This is a genomic window from Plantactinospora sp. BB1, from assembly GCF_003030385.1.
GTDB lineage: Bacteria > Actinomycetota > Actinomycetes > Mycobacteriales > Micromonosporaceae > Plantactinospora.
In genome coordinates this window covers 6,390,107-6,408,360 of record NZ_CP028159.1, presented here as the reverse complement: position 1 = coordinate 6,408,360, position 18,254 = coordinate 6,390,107, and the positions used below count along the sequence as shown (strand labels likewise).

11 protein-coding genes are annotated in these 18,254 nt (G+C 67.5%); 5 read left to right on the top strand and 6 right to left on the bottom strand.

Features of this window, described 5'->3' with window-relative positions; all coding sequences use genetic code 11:
* The first annotated feature begins 75 nt into the window (after positions 1 to 75).
* The 3 genes from C6W10_RS27945 to C6W10_RS27935 are packed head-to-tail and all read left to right on the top strand — an operon-like array spanning position 76 to position 4,727.
* Complete coding sequence (locus tag C6W10_RS27945) at positions 76 to 579, top strand: hypothetical protein (RefSeq protein ID WP_199853756.1); 504 nt, start codon at positions 76 to 78, stop codon at positions 577 to 579.
* 5 nt (positions 580 to 584) lie between these two features.
* The gene (locus C6W10_RS27940) at positions 585 to 2,615 is read left to right on the top strand and encodes a hypothetical protein (RefSeq protein ID WP_107261923.1); all 2,031 of its coding nucleotides are present in this window, start codon (positions 585 to 587) and stop codon (positions 2,613 to 2,615) included.
* Positions 2,616 to 2,648: 33 nt separating this feature from the next.
* Entirely contained in the window at positions 2,649 to 4,727 is a 2,079-nt protein-coding gene (locus C6W10_RS27935; RefSeq protein WP_107261921.1) for a hypothetical protein, read from the top strand.
* Positions 4,728 to 5,023: 296 nt separating this feature from the next.
* On the opposite strand, the gene C6W10_RS37565 is transcribed toward C6W10_RS27935, so the two are convergent.
* The 4 genes from C6W10_RS37565 to C6W10_RS39255 all read right to left on the bottom strand — a co-directional run bounded on the left by C6W10_RS37565 (position 5,024) and on the right by C6W10_RS39255 (position 11,337).
* Entirely contained in the window at positions 5,024 to 5,182 is a 159-nt protein-coding gene (locus tag C6W10_RS37565; protein WP_159104784.1) for a hypothetical protein, read from the bottom strand.
* A 24-nt stretch (positions 5,183 to 5,206) separates the two neighbouring features.
* Positions 5,207 to 6,472 carry a pentapeptide repeat-containing protein gene (locus C6W10_RS27925; protein WP_107261917.1) on the bottom strand — a complete coding sequence of 422 codons (1,266 nt, stop codon included), beginning with the start codon at positions 6,470 to 6,472 and terminating at the stop codon, positions 5,207 to 5,209.
* A 1,022-nt stretch (positions 6,473 to 7,494) separates the two neighbouring features.
* Positions 7,495 to 10,989 carry a DUF4020 domain-containing protein gene (locus C6W10_RS27915; RefSeq protein WP_107261913.1) on the bottom strand — a complete coding sequence of 1,165 codons (3,495 nt, stop codon included), beginning with the start codon at positions 10,987 to 10,989 and terminating at the stop codon, positions 7,495 to 7,497.
* 216 nt (positions 10,990 to 11,205) lie between these two features.
* Complete coding sequence (locus C6W10_RS39255) at positions 11,206 to 11,337, bottom strand: hypothetical protein (protein WP_255419622.1); 132 nt, start codon at positions 11,335 to 11,337, stop codon at positions 11,206 to 11,208.
* Between the two features lie 2 nt (positions 11,338 to 11,339).
* Between C6W10_RS39255 and C6W10_RS37560 the strand changes: the two genes are divergently transcribed.
* Positions 11,340 to 11,792, top strand: coding sequence for a hypothetical protein (locus tag C6W10_RS37560; RefSeq protein WP_159104783.1), 453 nt, complete (start codon positions 11,340 to 11,342; stop codon positions 11,790 to 11,792).
* On the opposite strand, the gene C6W10_RS27910 is transcribed toward C6W10_RS37560, so the two are convergent.
* Together C6W10_RS27910 and C6W10_RS27905 are read right to left on the bottom strand one after the other, a co-directional pair.
* A complete protein-coding gene (locus C6W10_RS27910; protein WP_107261911.1) occupies positions 11,738 to 13,201 on the bottom strand; it encodes a restriction endonuclease in 1,464 nt (487 codons plus the stop codon). The genes C6W10_RS37560 and C6W10_RS27910 overlap by 55 nt on opposite strands.
* Positions 13,202 to 14,140: 939 nt before the next feature.
* Complete coding sequence (locus tag C6W10_RS27905) at positions 14,141 to 15,061, bottom strand: hypothetical protein (protein WP_107261909.1); 921 nt, start codon at positions 15,059 to 15,061, stop codon at positions 14,141 to 14,143.
* Positions 15,062 to 15,217: 156 nt separating this feature from the next.
* Between C6W10_RS27905 and C6W10_RS27900 the strand changes: the two genes are divergently transcribed.
* Positions 15,218 to 18,244: a P-loop NTPase fold protein gene (locus C6W10_RS27900; protein ID WP_159104782.1), complete on the top strand. Its 3,027-nt coding sequence runs from the start codon at positions 15,218 to 15,220 to the stop codon at positions 18,242 to 18,244.
* Positions 18,245 to 18,254: the final 10 nt, after the last annotated feature.

Sequence of the window (18,254 nt, the reverse complement as noted above, 5' to 3'; positions counted from 1 at the left end):
CGATCGCGCCCGGCTCGCGCCTGAGACCGCAGTGGGGGTACTCGACACGCAGACGCTGCTGCAGAAGCTCGACTCTTGCTTCGGTATCCCGACTACCTGGCGGACGAGTTGCTCAACGAGTTTGAGCGCAGCCGAGAACCGGTGTTGTTGGAGTTCGCGGGCCGGATCCTGGACTCGGAGGAGCCAGAGCTTCGGGCGATACCGATGCTGCGGTACAGGTTCGGCGCCTACGAGCCGCTGGACATGGCGATGAGCATCCTGGCCACAGGTGGCCTGGTCATCGTGCGCGCTACACGAACCGAGACCCGCGTGCGTCAGCACCACTACCACCTGACCCGGCGGGGGCGGGAGACGGCACGGTCGGCGGTGACGGACTTCCCGCAACTGGGCTGGTATGGGCAGCGTACGAGGCTTGTCGTCGCGCTGGCGCAGGGCACCGGGATGAGCGGGACGGCGCTACGTCGCCGGCAGTACCTGCAGCGGGACTATGCGGGTACGGGAATCGGCGAGGAGTTCGCCTCGATCGCCGACCGGGCACGGCAGCGACTCGACGCGCTGAAGTCAGCAGCGGAGGTGTAAGCGAGATGACGGACGGCCTGCCCAGCGAAAGCGACCTGTTGACCTCGATCGCTTCCGAGGCGGAGGTCTCCGAGGATGTCGTGCGGGACGTACTCGCCGAGACCGACGTCAGCCTGACCCGTCCCCTGCCGGCACACCGACGTCTCGTGGCCCATCGGCTCTACGTGTCCGGGGTGAAGTCGGGCACGGAGAACGGGACCGACGGCCCGTTCGAGCGGGACATCCCTCTGGGCCCGGGTGCCTGGGCGGTGGCCAGCCGCAACAACTCGGCCGGGAAGTCCAGCCTGATGTGGGCGTTGACCTGGGCGCTGCGCGGCGATCAGGACGAACTTTATTTGCGGACGGATACCCGGCGGTGGTTCCGTTACATCCGGGTCGACGCCGAGGTGTCGGGCGTGCCGGTGTCCTTCCGCATCCGGCAGGACGAGCACGGGCTGTGCGAGGGGGTCCTGCTGACCGCCGACGTCATCGGCCAACTCACCGATCTTGGCGGCGAGTCGCAGAGTGGTCCGGGCGTACGTTTGGTCGAGACAGTGGAGAGCCCGGACGCCTACACGGCGATGGTGGGCCGGTTCATGATGCAGCGGCTGGGCCTACGTCCGCTGCAGCTGTTCAGCAGTGACGCCGGGGCGCCGGAGGAAGGCGGAGAACGGGACGGCACGATCCAGGTGCACGGCTGGCCCGCCTACTTTTCCGTCATCGCGCTGGCGTCCGCCAGCGACTCGATCCTGTTCGGCCGCACGGCGATCGGTCAGCTCCCGACCCGGTTCATCCAGGTGTTCCTCGACGTGCCGTTCACGACTGACTGGATGACGGCGGACATCTCCATGAAGGACTCCCGGCAGACCACCCGGCACGTCATCCGACGGTCCAAGGCTGACGCCGCCGTCCGGGAGCAGCGGTGGCAGCCCCTGCAAGAGGAACTGGCGAAGGCGAAGACACGACTGGAACAGGTGCGATCCGCCCGGCCGGACCTGCCGGCGCGGATCGCCGCCGTCGAGGACACCTCGCGGGCGCTGTTGCTACTCAAGACCCGGCTGGGTCGCGCCAAAGCCACCGCTGAGGAAGCCAGGCAGGCGCGGATCCACGACGATCGGGCCATGCGCCGGGCATCGGAGTCCGCCGCCGCGCGTAGCCTTTTCGCCGCGCTGGATCCGCACGCCTGCCCGCGCTGCGAGACCAGCATCAACGACGAACGCCGGGGCTGGGAAGACAACCACCAGCGGTGCGCGGTCTGCGCGAGTCCGTTGCAGGTCGACAGCGTCGACGAGGACGAGCGTCAGGCAGTGCTGGGCGGGCTGCGCAAGCAGCTGGCCGCGTCTCAGGAAGCGGAGCGGGTGGCGAAGGCAGCAGTCGCCGGCATCGAACGCCAGCTCGGGCAGGCGCAGACCGCAGCCGGCAGTGCGGTAGCAGCAGCTGAGCAGGAACAGGGCCAGGCCGCCTACCTTGCGCAGCTACGCGACGCTGAAGCAAACGTCGCACGGCTGACCGGCGCGCTTGAGGTCGTCTCGCAGCTTGGGCAGACCCCGACGGTCGACGACGCGGCCGAGCGGGTCCTCGCCGCCGCGGCGGCGATCCTGAAGGACCTCGCGTCGTCCACCACACGGGACCTCTTTACTGAGCTCAACCAGCAGATTGTCACGCTCGCCCGCGAGCTGGGGGTCAAGAACCTGCGGTCGGTGAAGCTCGACCTCGCCGGCAGGGTCAACGCGATGAAGTCCGACAACACCAGGCCGACCCCGTTCTCCAAACTCAGCCCCGGGGAGCGGCTCCGCCTGCGTATCGCGGTGATCGTCAGCCTGATCCGGGTCGGGCGCCAGCACGGCATCCACTCCCATCCCGGTCTGCTGGTCATCGACTCCCCGGCTGACGTTGAGATCGTCGAGGGAGATATGAAGATTCTCCTGGAACAGCTCCGGTCGCTCGGAGACAACGAGGGCCTCCAGGTCGTCATCGCCACGATGCATGAGGCGGTGTGGGACGTGTTCCCAGGGGAACGTCTGATCGTTGGACCTGATCAGCAGCACCTGTTCTAGCAGGCACGGGTGGCAGGCGGAGGAGGTGGCCAGGTGGTGGCGCAGTCCGCAGTCGCTGCCCTCCTGGCCTGGGCCGAGAACGCCGACCGTGCGCGCTTGGCTGCTGGTCCCACACCAGCCGATGTCGGTGGTCGGGCGGCCGTCGCCGACGCGGCCACCGAACTCGCGGCCAGCCCCTGGTTCATCTACCTGATCGATCTGGCAGGCCACGACGACACGGGGCCTGCCCGCGACGATATCGGGCGGCGAATCGACGGTGCCGTGATCGAGGGCTTCGCCCGCCACGACCGGTACTCCTCATACAGCAGCGCGACCGCCCGCCTGCTGACCTACCCGCACCTCGCCCAGCGCCTCGGCCGACCGCTCGAGAAAGCCCTCCTCGGCCGAGCCGAAGCCGCAGCCGAACCCGACGCCGACCCCACGCAGGCATCGATCGGCGCGACCGCCTTGGAGACCGTTCTCCACCTCAGCACCACCGGCGTGTGCAAGCCCTACCAACTCCTGACAGTGCTGACCGACCTGACCGACCGCATCGCCACCGCCCCCGTCGAGCTGTGTACCCGGCTACCCCGGATCGTCGGCCTCGCCTACGAGCACTTCGGCGACGACGCACTCGTCACCCTTCTACAACGACTCCTGTCCATCGCCGACGCTGAACCCGACGCCGGCTTCGAACTCGCCATGGCCGACCTTCGACGCGCGCTCGACGCCCCCGACGAGGCAACCATCATGCCGAGCCTGCTCGACGCGCGCAGGGGCTTCGCTGCGGTCGAGGCCGCCGACGAGGACCGCCACGACGCCCAGGCGTACGCAGCCGCCATCGACGCGATCGTCGCCTTCCACCAACCCGACACGGGCCCGCTACTCGACGCCGCCAACCGCCTCGAAGCAGCCGTCACACAGCATCACGCCTGGCTCGGCCGCACCTACTCCCCACCCTGGAACTGGACCCGAGGTCAGGCAGAGATCGCCTGGATTCAGCTCTCGCAAACGCTCACTGCCGCGGCCCAGCCAGCGCACGACGCCTGGTACTGCCACCCTAGTCAGGCCATCGCCGCGCTCCTCGACGCCTACCAGGCCGGCCGCAGCTTCATCGCACACACCCAGTCGCCCGACCAGCCCCACGCAGTCGAAATCCTCGTCAAGCCCACCATCGAGGCCATCTTCGTCCGCGACACACACCGACTCGCACTGCTCGATCACGCCCTCGAACACGACCCGGCATTCACGGATAACGAAGCCGCACAGCGGCTTCACCAGGCCGTCCACGACTCGCTGGATCGGTCAGCTACGGGCGGCACCAGTCCGGACCGGGGTGGTGGTGAGCAGGGAAAAGTACCGACCCGCCTCACGGCGGTCCTTCACCGGATGGGTCTCGCCGACGCACATGAACACCTGCGCCACCTCCCCGCCGCGATACAGGATCGACTCGAAACACTGCTGTGGAACGAAGAAGTAGCGCAAGCGTCAACCGGCAACATCAAGGTAGAACGCAAGCTCCAGGAACTCATCGCCGGACTATCGACCGCCCCGGACTGGGCAATCCCACAGATCGCCGGACCATTCAAGATCCTCCTCCAGCAGACACTGCTCTACCTCGTCAGCCGGTTCGAGATCGGCGGCGAGATGGGCGGCGATCGCACCGCGTTCCTGCGTGCCACCCCCGGCAGCCGCCCACCTAAAGAACGACAAATGCACCAGGACTATAAGGACTGGCTGGATCAAGGGCCGATCTACAACCAGGTGAAAGCCGAGGTGTTCGACCGGGGTGGAGGGCGAGCCGACGTCGTCGTCAACTTTCCGCACGCCAGCTTCAGCGTGGAATGCAAACGTGAGCAGGACGACGCCAGCAAAGATGGCCTCCGCAAGTATGTCGGCCAAGCCAGCGCATACACCCAGACCGACGCCGCGTTCGGCATCCTCCTGGTACTCGATCTCACGGACCACAGCGCCGGTGCTCCCGACCTGTTCGCCAACGTCTGGGTCGAGAACGTGCAACGTGGGCCCGAGGAGGAAGCGCGACGCATCGTCGTCGCCCGACTTCCCGGGAACAGACAAAGTCCGTACGCCACGCTCGCGCCGCCCTTACTACCGGCCGGCACCACGCCATGACAACCCTCCAGGGCTGCGGCGCCAAACGGTCGCCCGGGCCAGCCACGAAGCCTCCAACCGAGCCGCGCGACCGTTGATCAGGCAGGCGTTCTGCTCTGCCAGTACCGCTTTGCGGAGCAGCGCAACAGGCTCGGCCCCGAAGTACTCCTTCTGCACCTTGATCAGGACGCTGATGGAGGGCGCCGACCCGTACAAGGCCGCCACGCTGGCTCTCTTCCACGACCTGCCCGAGGCCGGCCTCGGCGACATCCCTAGCACCGGTAAGCCCTTCGTCCAGTGCACTCCGGCCCAGGACGTCATCGAGACGCAGACCGCCGGGTTGCCCGCCGACATCGCCGGGCCGGCGGGTCGTACGTCACCGATACCACGACCGCGACCAGGACGAAGGTGGTCAGGCCGAACAGGGCATAGCCGGCCAGCCACCAGGGCAGCCAGCGGTCACGCTCACGAGTCACCCGAGGCACGGTAGCGAGCCGGTGCTACGGCGCGGCGCCGCGGTCCTCTCGGCCGCTCATCGACTGGTCGCTGCCGCCGTCACGGGGCTGCCGCAACCGCTCCAGCCTGTCGCGGATGTACTGAGGCAGAACGGTGGTGTTGTCGATGTACGCGTCGATCAATGCCTCGTCCGGCAGGTGCAGGGCAGCGCGGGACCCGTCCGGTTCGCAGAATTGCGCTCCGCAGAGGTTCGCCTCCTGGAGGTTCGCCCCAGCCAGGTTCGCCTCCTGGAGTTCCGCCTCAGCCAGAAGTGCTGCCTGGAGGTTCGCCCCGACCAAGTTCGCCCCCTGGAGGTTCGCGCGAGGCATGTACGCCCACGGGAGGTTGGCCCCAGCCAGGTTCGCTTCCTGGAGTTCCGCCTCAGGCATATATACCCCCTGGAGGTCCGCCCCGACCAAGTCCGCCCCCTGGAACTGCGCCTGGCTTATGTGCGCTCCCTGGAGCCGCGAATATCTCATGTCCGCCGCCTGGAACTGTGCCTGGTTCATGCCCGCCCGCTGGAATTGCGCATGTCTCATATCCGCCCCCTGGAGCTGCGCCCTATACATGTGCGCCCCCTGGAACTGCGCATATGTCATGTCCGCCCCCTGGAGCTGCGCCCTATGCATGTGCGCCGCCTGGAGGTCCGCCTCGATCAGGAACGCCCCCCGAAGATCCACCTCGATCAGGATCGCCCCCTGAAGATGCGCCGCCATCAACGCAGCTCGCTGAAGGTGAAGGCCCGAAAGGTTGACTGTCTGGCGCTCCCGGTGTGGTCGGTCGGGCCGCTGCCCGATGGCGGTCAATGCAGCTTGAACATCAGCTTCGGTCTCTCGGGGGAGGGCCGGTCTACCAGAGATAAATGGCCATTCAGGATCATCACGACGGGCACGGGGTACTCGGTTCCGGATGAACGCGACCAGCACCTCCAGCACGTCGGCGTGGTGGTCAGCGCTGTCGCGCATGAGGTGTTCGAGGGCATGGATGCCGCCGATGCGGACGTACATCTCGTCGGAGCCGAGTCGCTCCAGTGCCTTGGCAAACCGGTCGGTGACCTGGCCCCGGTGGGATAGCCGGTAGTTGCGGGCGGTGTAGAGCAGACCGATGACCACGGCAAGCGCACCGCCGAGGGAGACCACCAGGAGGCGGGCGTTGTGCTGGGCGGTCAGTGCCTCGGCGGGTTTGATGTTGGGGTCTCGTATGAGCATCTGATCGAGTAGGTCGGGGGCTTGCCAGATCGCGATGGCGTACGTGAGGAGGGCCGCGACCACGACGGCGACGAAGGACGTTGACCGGATAGCGGTCTTCGGCTCTGCCCACCGCCATGCCCGAACGAGGCATTGGCGGACGCGGCTTGGCCACGTCCTCACCGCACGGCCCGCTCGGCGGATCGCTCTCCTGAGGAGTCTCACGGCGGGCACCGTAGCGTCCGCCTGCCACGCACCGCGACCCTGTGATCACGGCGCTCGGCGCTCTGTCGCCCACCCGACTCCACGGCGCCGCCTTGCGCCCACCGGGCAGGATCCGTCTGCCGTGAATCGTCGTATGAAGTGCCTCTTGGCCGGGTGCGTGACCGTTTCCCTCCTTGCCCGCCTCATCTCCATCGCGGCAGCGATCGTCTTCACCGTGACGTGTCAGGCGCCGCCTGGTGAGGAGCAGCCGAAGGTCGCTGACTGGATGCAGGGCTGGGGGCATCGCCGGGGTGTTCGCCGGGCTGGCGGCGACCGGTGCGGCTGGGCTGCTGCTTCGTCACGAGATGGGGGAAGCTCGCCAGGCACGGCACGAGGCGGCAGAGCAGCCGGAAGAGGAGACGCTGAGGCCCGGGCGGGCCGTCGTGACAACTCTCCCTGTGCTAGCCGTCGATGCAGATGGCGGGCTGGATCGCATTCGGTTCCACGTCCACAACCATGTGGTCATGCCGGTGCAAGGTGTAAGGGTTCGAGTGGTAGCACCAAACGGGCGGAAGCTCGACTACGACATCAAGAACCCCATCTCACCGGCGACCGCCTTACGGTGGACAGATATCCAGACAACCCGTTCGCGGTCACGTCAGAGCCTGGTCAGATCGCTGAGGGCGTTGCCTACGGCGAGATCATCGTGTGGTTCTTCGACGCGCGTCAGGCCGGGAGTGGCAGCGAATTACCAAAAAATGACCCCGAACGGGTGGTTAGCTTCCCCGGTGCGTTCGAGGACAGCAGCGGCGTCCAGGAGTAACCCGAAACCGGCAATGTCACGGGACTCATTCTTGCACCCACCCGCATTACGTGGCGGCGCGTCGGATTGAGCCGCGAGCTCACCAGTTCGCGGCGCTGGAGACGCCTAGGCGTAACGCCTGGTCGCGGATCACGCCGAAGGCTGCTGGCTCCGCGTCGTCCTTAACCGCCAGCGCTACTCGCGCGATGTTGTCCCACACCGGCGACGTTGTGCCCGTCAGCAGGTGGGCGAGGAGCCGGGCGAACAGGGCCGGCGCCTGTGCGAGGCGCTCGTCGCTCCAGTCGTCGAGTGTGTGGCGTTCGGTGAGTCCGGCCGGGTGCCGCATGGCCAGGTCGACGCCGGCCGCCAGCGAGTCCGTCAGCCACGGGACCCAGGTCGCGAGCGCCGACGCCTCTCCCAACGTCAGCGTCGTGGGCACGCTGTTGAGGCGACGCTGCCAGTACCGCTGCATCCACCGCTGCCACTGCTGCTCCACGACGTCGGGTGCAAGGGTGCCAAGCGTGTCCGCCACCTCGCTCATCCATACGATCCGCTGGTCCTCTTCGGCCCGGGCGGTGAACTCCTCCACCCACGTAAGCGGATCAGTCGAGCCGTATACGGCGATCGCGGCGAGGTGCGCCGGCAGGGCGCGGCGCAGGTCGTCCGGCAGCCGATCGACCTGGTCGACGGCGTCGAGGTAGTCGCTGCGAAGTCCTGCCTCGAACAGGTCGTCGGTGATGCGACCGGTTGCGAGGTAACCGGTCCAGGCCCGTACCGGACGGCCCTTATCCTCGTCACCAGCCCAGGCCATCAACGGGAGAAGGAACCGCGTGCACCAGGGGCGATCGGCAGCAAAGAAGAACGCCAGTTGGCCGGCCAGAACGGGCTGAGCCAGCCAGGTGGGCCCGGCCGGCCCGCCCAGCATGGTTTCGAGCGGGCGCCGGAGTTCTGACGGCAGACCTTCCCAGTTGTCACCGGCGGCGGTCCAGTCGGCGGATACCGCGCGTACCCAGAACTGCGCGAGCTGCCCAGCTGGCCGGTTGATCGCCAGCGTGAACCAGTCGCGTCCGCCATCCGGCGGGTCGACCGGCCCGAGCGCGCCCCACAGGACCTCGGCTAGGTTCCGCGCCTCCGGAAGCAGATGCCACTTCATCGCGTTCGCATCCATAACGCCGCCGACGAGTAGCTGGGTGACGCTGTCGGCCACTGCTCCGAGTTCCAGGTCAAGAATGCGTTGCACCACGGCGACGGCGGTCGCCCGGTTCAGCGGCGCCGCCGACCAGCCGGCAATCACCGCAGAGACGATGTCGATGGGTGGCTCGGCGACCTCCAGGACCGCGAATCCGTCGCCGGGGTGGTCGTGAATCGTGGCCGTAAGCACACGCAGCGCATCGTTCCAGTCAGGGCCGTCGAACGGAAACCGCACGTGCTCGTATCGCCGCAGTTCCGCGACTGCGGCTACCGGGTTCGCCGTAATTCGCTCGTGCAGTTCATCGACGGTCATCGGCGGCTGCTCGGGTAGGGTCCTAACCTCGATCCGCGAGCGTACGAGATCGGGACGTTCGCGCGCCTGGAAGTCTGGGTACGCGGCTTGGAGCTCGTCGAGCGCAGCCCGGGCCGATGACAGGGCGGGCGCCGACCGCACCAGCCAGGTCAGGGCGTTGAAGCGCAGGTAGGCGACGTGCTCGTCGTCGCGGCCGGTGACCGGCAGGGTTCCGGTGTCGGTCACCAGCGCATCTGCCTCGGCCGCCAGAGCGTCGGGCAGCGCGTTTGCGATCAAGCGGTATACCTCGGGCCGCAGTTGGTGTTCGAAGAGCCAGCCCGTCGTGCGGAGCCAGACCAGCTTGGCCGTCGCGTCGATGTCGGTACGGTGGGTCCAGCCGTGCAGGGCCAGCCGGTGCAGGATCGGGACTCCGGAGGTGGCCCAGGTTTCGAGGTAGCCCGGCCCGGCTGGCCCGCCGGCCGCCAGCAACGCCTCGACGCAGTCACGGGCGGCGTCAATAAGCGCGTCCACGGGCTGGCGGATTTCGTCGCCCGCATCGCGCTCGATCGTGTATCGGCCGAACGACACGGGATCCCAGCCGGACCGTGCCGCCCCGGAGACGGCTAGCAGCCCGGAGATTCGTCGCAGCTGGCGGTCCGCGATCGCCAGGATCGCGCTGGCCACCTCGGCGAGGATCGGCCGGAAGACCTCTGCCCAGGCCTCGTCCAGATGGTCCACGGACCCGCGCAGGGTGACCTCGAACGAGGGTTTCCCGCCGGAGGCCCAGGCACGTTGCCGAAGGCGGGGTTGCGTCAGGCTGTCGAACAGCAGCAAGGCCACCGCCCGATCGGCAGGTGAGCCCGAGTTCAGCAGCGCGTACTCGAGCCAGTGTGTGTCCTCGTCGCCGGCGTGCTGGACCAGCACCCCGAGCCACGGGCCAAGCCAGGATGGGCGCGGTCCGGACCGGCGGTGCAAGTGCCGTCCCAGGGCGGCACACAGCACCGGCGCAGGCAGGCCGCCGCCGTGCAGGACCGCCAGGGCCTCCTCTGTTCGTGTCTCCTCCATGACGAACCGCTCGACGAACCAATCGGCGAGCACGACGGTGCAATGGTCGTGCGGGGCGTCCCCACGGAACATGGCCTGGAACTGCGAGCGCTGGGCAACCCACGACAACCATCCCGAACCGTCGGCGAACTCGGCGAAAAACCGCACACGGTCCACGTCACCCAGAACGTCTTCGAGGTACGAGTCCTCCTCGGGCACCAACGACGGCGGTGCCGCCACCAGCTGGGCGATCCGTTGCCGATGGTCATGCAGGCCCATGGACGTCAGTTCCGCCCAGCCGTTGAGCGTATCGGCGAGCGCGGCGTGCGAGGCGTCGACGACGTCATACCTGATCGGAACGACGCCGTACGTCTTCCAGACGTCGCGGTCCGCCTCGTGTGTGAGCGCGTACCGCGGGGCTCTCGCGCCGCCGATGCCTCGGGCGATCAGCCGCATGACCGTGTCGTTGTGACTGTAGCCGATGAAAAGCACCGTGTACCTGGCGAACATCCGCTCGACAAACCGTGCCGCCCACGCGTCGGTCAGATAGGCGCGCCCGAGGTCCCCCTCGGTCGCGATGAGATGCCTGGGCTCCTGCGTCAGGTCGCCGTGCAGGTACACGATGCCGTCGAAGTCGTCGCCCATCGGCACGGCCGGGCCACGGTACTCGGTGAAGGTTGCGCCCAGGTCCCGCAGCGCTTTAGACAGGTGCAGATCGTAGTTCGTGGTTACGATCCGCAACGGCGAGCCCGACGAGGCAAGCCGGGCAATCGCCCGGTGCAGGTCGTTCGGCGCCGACGCGGGATCGCCGATGATCGTCTTGATGATGTGGTGGACGTCAACGGCCCGGTCCTCGATCCGGCCCAGCAAAACGTCAGGGTGACGCTGTAACTCCGCCTCGTCGAAGTCCTGGCGGGTATCGACCGCAATCTGCCTGGTCAGACCCACGAACGACGGCAGTCCCGCTGGTGCGTCGACCGAGGCACCGGCGCCGACGAACAACACCAGGTTGCCGGCCCTGAACTCGTTGACCAGGACAGCCGGAATATCGACCTCACGAATCCACATCGCTGCCCACGATACGGTGACGATGCGACCGTGGCGCCGTCCCCCGGATCAAGGCGCGGGCGACGCGAGCCGAAGGTGCCGATGCTGAGTCCGCGCGGCGTGCCAGGACGCGAAGGCAGGTAACTCCCCGGCGGGGTTGTAGTCGACTTGCTGCACGCTCGTCAGGCCCACGATCGGGTCTGGGCGGTGGGCCCGCCCGCCGTCCCGCTCGTCGGCTCACTGCACGTCACCCAGTTCGCCGCGCAGGTAGGTGTTGACCCTGGTACCGAGCGCGGTCAGGCGGTCGATCGTGTGGCAGAGCCGCTGCCCCTCGATCCGCATCTGCTGGCGCAGGTCGTGAGGACCCACTCGTGCAGGATGGCCTCAACGTCACCTTCCAAAGTCTCGGCGACAAAGGTAAACAACTCGTTGTGCGGGTCGAACAGGCCTGCGGCGTCGTCGTCATGCTTGGCTTACACTGCCTGCCAGTAAGAGCAGCGCTGACCGGCACCGCCGCGGTGACCGTCGTGGTCATGGAGACGGTGCTGACCCGGCAGCCATGGCTGGTAGCCCTGACCGGGATCGAAACCTTCATCGCCGGCGCCGTCTGGTCGCTCCACCGCATGGTCCGCACCGGGCGCCTCAACGGCCTCTCCCGGATGCTAGCCGTCGGGCCGACGCGGGCCGGCCGAACCCCGACCAGATCCAGGTGGCAGACGATGGAGCAACTCCGCGCCGGGTCGGCGGTCCTGGTTCACCACGGCGTCGGTTACGTCGCGTCTGAGCCGCCTGGCGAGGGGTGGTCATCGCGAACGTCCGGGTAGGTGTCTTCCTGCGGTTCTGCCTCCCAGTCGGCGTTCGGCACGAAGACTGTCCCGCTCGAGGTTCTTGCCACCTCGATTTTCTCCAGTCGGTATGAGTAGGCCCTCTGGTCGTTGAGATGATGTTGGGGGAGGTAGCACACGAGGTGTTCCGCCGACGCGAGCTGCTGCAGCTTCGCCTCTGCCCACTCCTCGCTGCGTCGCCATCGTTCCTGCCGCAGCGGGTTCGGGATCACGATTCCGGTGACGAACTCCATCCCCTCGCTGAGGTCCGAGCCGGGCGTCACGACGAGGGCGACCGGCGCGATCGGAACGCTCATCCACTCCGGCAGATGTACGACCTGGCGGTACCTGTCGGTCAGCGACCGGAAGTAGATCCCGTCGTGGACTCCAATCGACCGGCAGAGCTGCAGCAGCGGACCGGTGTCGAGTGGGACGCCCTGCAGTTGGAACGACAGGTGCGTCTGGGTCGCCCGCCGGTACTCGTGTGCGCTGATCGTCGAGGTCAGTGTGTAGAAGCCTCCGCCGCAGTTGTCGACATAGCAGAACTCTTCGCTGTGGTGTGCGTCAGGTGTGTCGGCACGCGCCTGCCATCTGCTCAGCTCGGCGGCGAAGGTCGCGGCACCGAACCCATGCCAGTTGGTGCGGGCCTGCTGGAAGCTCCACCGGGCGTCGGGCGAGGTCCAGCCGAGGTTCGCGAGCTTGTCGATGAGGTCGAGCAGGTCCTGTTCGCTGCGCGCTGGCACCTCGACATCGAAGGTGACGCCGCTACCCTGGCCGATCACCCAGTCGACATCGACGACCTCGTGGGCGAAGGTGAAGCCGTCGAATCCACCTCCGAAGGCCAGCACAGAAGTGTCCGGACGTCCCGGTACGACAAAGCGAGTTCCGGAGTCAGGCAGCGGCCTGCGCGTTCGTGCTCGCTTCCGCTGCGGAGGCTCGTCGACGAGCGCCTTACCGTCGACCTGCAACGCCTGCTTCTTGCGCCACAGCAGATGCGGAAGATCATCCGGTCGGCGGGCGAGGCCACGAACCTCGTCTCCCGACAGCAGCAGGATCGGTTGCTGGCGGTAACCGGCTGCCTCCGAGATGGCGGTGCCCGAGAATCCTCGCATGCTGACCAGCACACCGATCGCTCCGCTGGTCCTGGCCAGGCGAGAACGAAGGTTGTCCACGTCCTCAACGTCCGCGCGATCCGAGCGCCATTTGCACTCGATCAGATAGATGTCGCCCGCCCGGACCGCCAGCAGATCGGTCTGGCGGGGGCGGGCCGCACCCGCGTTCTTTTCTACCTGGAAGTGGCTCGCGGCGAACAGGTCGACGATGAAGTCCTCGAACGCCAGCCCGCGCAGCCGGCGGTTGCCGATCGCCTCAATCTGTTCGTACTGCCCGCCCAGCTTTGCCGCCACCATCGGCCCGCTCCACTTCGCTTGATCGCGTTGACTCTAGAACCAACGGCGACGATGGCGAGACCTCCGGGGCTTGGGGCAAATGCCATGGCCGGGCCGCGACCTGCTCGACGTTCCTCGGGCTGCCGACACGGCGCGTAGTCGCTAACGGCCGAGAGGAGTTCCCGCCGGCATCAGACCCTCCCGCAATGATCGTCGGCCCCAGGAGAAGACGACCACAAGATCACCACGCGGACCGTGGCCGTCCTGTCGCAGATGCCGCAGCGAGGGTCAGCCCCCGAAGAGCCGACGACAGCACCGGCCACGGTAGCGCCACTCACCATCTCGGTAGCCGCAATGAGAGTCAGCCCCAGAGGGTTGACGACAGTTTCGTCCCGATGGTAGGTGTCGTGGATGAAGGAGCCGCAATGAAAGCCAGGCCCGAAGAGCTGGCGACAGTCGACCGAGGATAGCGAGGTTGATTCGGTCCTGGGCCGAGCCGCAATGAGAGTCAGCTCCGAAGAGCTGACGACAGCCTGACACTATTCTTGGCAAGCCGGTTCTGACCGAGCCGCCGCAATGAGAGTCAGCTCCGAAGAGCTGACGACAGTTGAACGTCTGCTCGGCCGCACTGTTCGCGCCCGGCTCGCCGCAATGAGGGTCAACTCCAAAGAGCCGACGACAGTAGTTAACTAGTGAGGGCCTGGCAACGGAGACCACCGAGCCGCAAAGAGAGTCAGCCCCGAGGAGCCGACGACAGTCGGCGGGATCGCCGGTGCGCTTGGGCCAGAGTGCCCAGCCGCGATGAGGGCCAGCCCCGAAGAGCTGACGACAGGCCGCACCAGTCGTCGTCCCAGGAATCGGGGCGCTCGCTCTATCTCTCGGCGGTCAGCGCCCGGCGCAGCGCCGCCGCTGGATGGGCTCCGCTGGCGCTGTGCAACCCACCAGGACCCGCCCATGCGACTACTCGGACACAAGGACAGTTACGAGGATCCCGGCGACGCTGATCAGTGCGGCGATGATCGCTGCCCATGCGGCAATCCAGCCTGCGCGTTTAGAACTCTTCGTAGCTGCAAGTGACTGCTTGCTGATGTCCAGAGCCTCCTGCCCGGACTCGGCGCTGGCGCGGCTCTCCCTTAGCAGGTCGGTGAGGATCTCAATCTGCTTACTGCGCAGCTCGTGGGCGCGCGCCTCGGCCGCCTCGTGGATCTCCGCCAGTGAGGCGACAGGCGGTTCGATGGCGTCGAAGTCGATCCAGTGCTGCTCACGTGTCGGCTGTGCGGGAGGAGACTCGATATCTGCGGCCGTGGTGGAGTGCCTCGCGAGGTGGCCGGGAAGCTCGAACTTCGGCACCTCCGGTGCCAGTCTCGCAAGCCAGGATGAGGTGTCCACCGCTGGGAACAGCGACATCGAACCGAACCGTGGCGCCAGCCCCTTCACCATCCAGGAGGTGTCAATCCTCGGCATGATCGACTCAGTGACCGGCCGCAGAATGTCGGCGAGCGCCTCGGCGATTGGCCTGCCGACTTCCGCCGACACCTGCTTAGCCTTCTCATGCAGCGGATGCGACTCGTCCTCGATAATCCGCTCGACCTCGTCGAGCGACATGGCCCAGATCGCGTCGAGTTCCGGGTCACCGGTGCGCTTCGGCTCGGCAGCGATTTGGTGCCACTCGCCGTCGGCGCCGCGATACCGGATCGACCTCGGCCCAGTTGGTTCCGTCTTGTCGCCTGGCTCGTCGGCAGCAGCTTCGTCGGTCACGGCCCAGACCGTACCGGGCAGCGCCGCCGACCGGGATGCGCCGGGTTGCGGCTCGATTAGCTGGATCCAGTCGACCAGCGATACGTCGAGCTTGCCACGGATGCCCGGCGCCTCGTGAAGCACGAAGATCTCCCAGACAGGGTTTCCGCTCGGCCACCAACCTCAACGACCATCTTCGCCCCAGAGCCTGCATGTGGTTTGCGCCAAATGGGTTGTCCGAGTGTCGGTTCGGTACGCTGGCCGCTGCTTTGGAGATGCTGGCGAATGGTGGTGTCCGGCTTGCCTGACAGCAACTGGTGGGTCGACGACCCGATCGACGAGCCGAGCGAGGACCTGTTCGGGCGTAGCAGGTTCGTGGCACGCGCGGTCGCCCTGCTTGACCAGATCGGCTCCCGGCCGAGCAGCACGGTGGTCGGGTTGGTCGGCCCGTGGGGCAGCGGCAAGACCAGCACGATCCGGCTGGTCGTGGCGGGACTCAATCCTGACCGGTGGGGCGTCTTTTGGATCAACCCGTGGGCGTTGTCCGGTCCCGACGCGGTCATCACAGAACTGCTCGGCGCGATTCGCGCCGCAGTGCCGGAGAAGTCGACCGCCGGCGCGCGGGTCCGGCGTGCGCTTTCCCGGTACGGTGTCCTGGCCACGCCAGCGCTGTCGATGGTGCCGGTAGTCGGCAGCGCCGCGACCGCGGTGGCCAACGAGGCTATACAGCGGCTCGACCAGGGAACGACCCTTGCGGAACAGGCAGACCAGGTCCACGACGCGTTGCACGAGCTAGCCCGTCCGACGCTGGTCGTCATCGACGACGTCGATCGGCTGCAGCCCGAGCAACTCCTGGCGGTGTTTCGGGCGGTGCGTGTGCTTGGCCGGCTGCCGCATGTGCACTACGTCCTCGCGTACGACCAAGAGACCATCCTCGATGTGCTGTCCACGACCCCGATCGCTGACAAGCACGGCGCCCGGGCCGTCGCGTTCCTGGAGAAGATCGTCACGCTACGCCTCGAGCAGCCGCCGGTCCGTCTGGAGCACGCTGAGTCGCTGTTCAACACCGGCTGCGCTGCCGCACTCAGCCGGGCGTCCGCGTCGCTAAGCGAGGACGCGCAACACCGCATGGCCGAAGAGCGTGAGGCGCTACTGCTGCGGATCCTAACCGAGCCGCGCAGCGTGGCCCGGCTGCTCGCCCAGGTCGACATCTACCTGCCACTGGTCGGCGCTGCTGAGGTCGACGTCGTCGACTTCATCACCCTGACCTTCCTGCGAATCACCTATCCGCGCCTGTACCAGGCCATCGCCATGCACCGCGGCGCCCTCGCCGACACCACCGACGTCGCTGGCCTCCGCGCCGAATTCGACGAGGCGGCGCTGGCCCGACTCGACGTCCCGGCGCCGCACACCCGTCGGGTCGCGGACGCCCTGCAACGGCTGTTCCCGCGTCTGACCAGCGACCCAGTGAGATGGACAGTGGCCCAGCACCGGCGGCGCGGGCAGCGGCGGATCAGTGATCCCGACTACACCGAGCGGTACTTCGCCCTGACATCCATCGCTGGCGAGATCAGCGACGATAGCCTCGTCCGGGCCATTCGAGAGTTGGCCGAGGGACGCCATGGCATCGCGGCCGAGGACCTCACCCAGGCGTTGCGGCCTGACCTCACCGACGCTCGTGCGTGCGCCCGGGCGGCCCGGACACTCCGCCGGGCCGCGTCGCTGTCCGCAGAGCTGTCCGGCAGCGAGGCCGCCGCGGTGATCCCGTACGTGCTCGAACAGTTCGACCACCTTCGCATTCCCGCGGCGGGCGGGTTCGGTCCTGACGAGGAAGCGACCGCTTGGCTCGCGGCGCTGCTGCAGCGCGCCGACGGCGGCCCGCTGCCCGCCACCGCGCCGGGCGATCCTGGCCTGCTGCCGTACTTGTTGAAGGCGATCCGGATCGCGGTCCCCGAGCCGGCCGACACCACTATCGCGCGTCTCGCCGCCCAACCTCCCGGCTCGTCGTGGCTTGCGGACGTCGTTCGGGCCACGTACGAAGCGGCGTGGGCGCGGGTCAAGGAGCACGCGCGTCTTGGCGACACCGCCCCCATCGAGCCGGTAAGCCTGTACATCTCCCGGCTGGAGTCGGCCTTCGGCGACGCGGACATCGACCGGCGGATCACCGCCGCCGTCAACGGTGGTCTGCCAATCGCGGATCTCGCGGCCCGACTGGTCGACATCGAGACCGTGTTCGCGCCCGCCGGCCCTCACACCCGCATCGGTGGATTCGACGCGACGGCGTTCCTGGGCCGTATCGGACGCCATCGTGTCTCCGGCGCGCGGCCGCACCTGGACAGCGCTGCAGCGGGCACTCGACCCGGCGCTCTCGACCGCGCAGACGTGTCGTGGGCGAACCGGCGCCGGTTCGCCGCCGGCACACTCATCGAGGCACTCGACGCCGGCATCACAGAACCGGGAAGGCTGCTGCCGACCCCGCCCGAGGAGCAACGCCACCCCTTCACCAACCACCGTCCGTCGTTGATGAACGACGGAGGCGAACCGCTCGACCTGACGCTGCAAGTCGCCGTGCTTCTACCCGGAGCCGACGAACTTCCTACACACGTTCACAACGGATGGGGTCCCCCAGTCGGGACACGTGAAGAAGTCCTGATCGCCGCGATGCAAGACGCGCCGATCAGCGGCTGGCTCCGGTCGCGCCACTCCGACTGGGGCATAGCCGCCGAACCCTGGGTCATCAGCGAGGCTGGCGATCGCCACTACACCACCGCTCAGTCCGGTGCCCGGGCCGCCACACCCGGCACCCTTGGCCTGCGCCAGGCAATGCCGGTCAGGATCGGCGCCCATCTCATCACCGGCCACACCGCGCAGAGCCCAAACCAGCAGTCGCTGCTGCTGACCGTCGGCATCGGGTTCTACCTGGCCGAACTCGACGAACGACACCAACCCGCAGAGGCGCGGTCCCGCGTCGTGCCCCTCCCCGCAGCATTCACCCTGCAGGGCTTGTTCAAGCTCACCGACGCGCTCGTCCGATGCGCGCAGACCGCCAACACGCTGTGGACGCAACTCGACGACCAGTCGCCCCCACCCGAAACCGCGCTCCTCCACCTGTCGCTGACAACCCCCGAAGGACTCGCCACAGTCGTCGACCTCAGCACCTACCCACGACGAGGCACCGCCGCCCGTAGCCAGTACTCCAAGGTCTACCAGTACCGCTGCGGGGCCGACGACATCGCAGCGGCTGCGTTGCGAGACTGGCTGAGCGAGGCCGGGTACCGGCACCACGAGCAGGCGATCCTGGACATGTGGGACCCCGCGCCCCAATAGTGCGCTGGCC

Coding starts and splice junctions, on each gene's coding strand:
- C6W10_RS27910 (WP_107261911.1), bottom strand. CDS start 13,201: ATGGTGGCGGCAAAGCTGGGCGGGCAGTACGAACAGATTGAGGCGATC.
- C6W10_RS27940 (WP_107261923.1), top strand. CDS start 585: ATGACGGACGGCCTGCCCAGCGAAAGCGACCTGTTGACCTCGATCGCT.
- C6W10_RS27915 (WP_107261913.1), bottom strand. CDS start 10,989: ATGTGGATTCGTGAGGTCGATATTCCGGCTGTCCTGGTCAACGAGTTC.